Annotated in this window: 1 protein-coding gene; it reads left to right on the top strand. The window is 61.4% G+C overall.

The window, feature by feature from the left end; translation table 11 throughout:
- Positions 1 to 1,762 (top strand): CHASE domain-containing protein (locus AB4Z11_RS30520; protein WP_442029761.1); only part of this gene is annotated, 1,762 nt, incomplete at its 5' end.
- Positions 1,763 to 1,926 lie beyond the last annotated feature (164 nt).

The raw sequence follows: 1,926 nt of genomic DNA, 5'->3' as shown, positions 1-1,926 counted from the left end.
CTGGTGGACCGGTTTGCTGCTGTCGTTTTGCGTGGGTTTGGGGTTTTACGTCATGTCCAGCAACACGGTGGACTACGAGGCGAACGAGCGCTTCCGCCATCTGGCCCGTAACGCGCAGTTCAACATCGATTCCAGCATCAAGGCCTATACCGAAGTCCTGCGCGGTACGGCCAGCTATTTTCAGGCATCCGGCAGCGTGACACGCGAAAGCTTCCGCCGCTACGTACAGGGACTGGATCTGGCACACAATTTCCCGGCCGTCGACAGCATCAACTATGCGCAGTATTTCACCGACGAGCAGCGCGCCGCCGTCGAAGAACAGATGCGCAAACTGGGCGAAACGGACGACGGCTACCCGGCTTACCGCATCCGGCCCGCGGGCCACCGTCCCGAATATGCCGTGTTGACCATGATCGAGCCGCTGGACGGCTTTGCCGATCGCTTCGGCCTCGATATCGCCGCCCGCCCCAGCGTGGCGCAATCCGTTTTCAACGCCCGCGACAAAGGCACCATGAGCGGCTCCTTCGAGCCTATCCCGCTGCGCGCCCGTCCGGACGACGTGGGCATGGCCATGCGCATTCCGATCTATCGCCACCAGCGACAGCCTTTCACCACAGTCGAAGAACGCCGCGCCGCCAATATCGGATCGGTCGGACTGGGTTTCAGCGTGCAGCGCCTGGTCAAGAATGCACTGGGCGACATGCCGGACCATCAGGTGCACGTGGTGCTGTACGACGGCGGACTGGCCAGCGCGCCGCTATCGGCGGATCACCCTGGGAAGCTGCTGTACGACAGCCAGCCCGGCACTAGGGCAAATCCCGACGACCAAAGTTTCATTCTGTCGCTGCCGGTCCAGTTCAACGCGCGCTTGTGGCAGGCGCATTTCAGCGTGCCCAGATACTCGCTGTACTCCCGCTCCAATGTGTATCTGCCAGGCGTGGCAGGCGCCGTGGGCTTCGGCGCGAGCATGCTGATTTACGCCCTGTTCATGATTCTCGCCTCCTCGCGCCGCCGCGCCGTGCGCATGGCGCGCGCCATGACGCGCGAGCTGCGCGACAGCCAGTCCAAGCTGCAGCTGTCGCACCAGCGCCTGCGCATGCTGGCGGCGCACACCGACCAGATTAAGGAAGAGGAACGCAAGCGCATCGCCCGCGAGATCCACGACGACCTGGGACAGAACCTGCTGGTGCTGCGCATCGAGGTCGACATTCTCGTCACGCGCACTGCCCTGCGCCACCCGCGCCTGCATGCACGGGCCGTGTCCACACTGCGCCAGATCGATAACACCATCCGCAGCGTGCGCACCATCATCAACGATCTGCGCCCCAATGTGCTGGACCTGGGACTGGGCGCCGCGGTCGAGTGGCAGGTGGCGCAATTCCGCCAGCGCTCCGGCATTGTGTGCGAACTGGTCGAGGATGGTGCCGACATTGCTGCGGACGACCGCTGCGCGATCGCCTTCTTCCGCGTGCTGCAGGAGTCGCTCAGCAACATCTACCAGCATGCCCACGCCAGCCTGGTGCGCGTCGAATTGCGCCAGACTGCAGGCATGTTGCGCATGACGATTACCGACAATGGTATCGGGATCAACCCCGGCAGCCGCAACAAGACTGGTTCCTTTGGCCTGGTGGGCATCGAAGAGCGCATCAACCTGCTCGGCGGACATTGCTCCATCTGCGGCAATCCGGACAGCGGCACCACGGTCACGGTAGCGGTGCCGGTCGGTTATCGTCACGCCAACGCACTGAGCTTAACGGCATGAACGTAACTCAACATTAATGCCCATGTAACAATTCATCGCGCCAAACTACTGATTTAAAAGGAACATTTATGTGTTGTATCGTGCGCTCATCAACGAATTGTTACTTGTATTCTAGCGGTCGCTGTCTATACTTGAGCTAGTTGATCTACATCAACGTTGCGTTC

The organism is Pseudoduganella sp. RAF53_2, from assembly GCF_052113985.1.
Lineage (GTDB): Bacteria > Pseudomonadota > Gammaproteobacteria > Burkholderiales > Burkholderiaceae_D > Rugamonas.
This window is presented reverse-complemented; position numbering and strand designations above follow the sequence as displayed.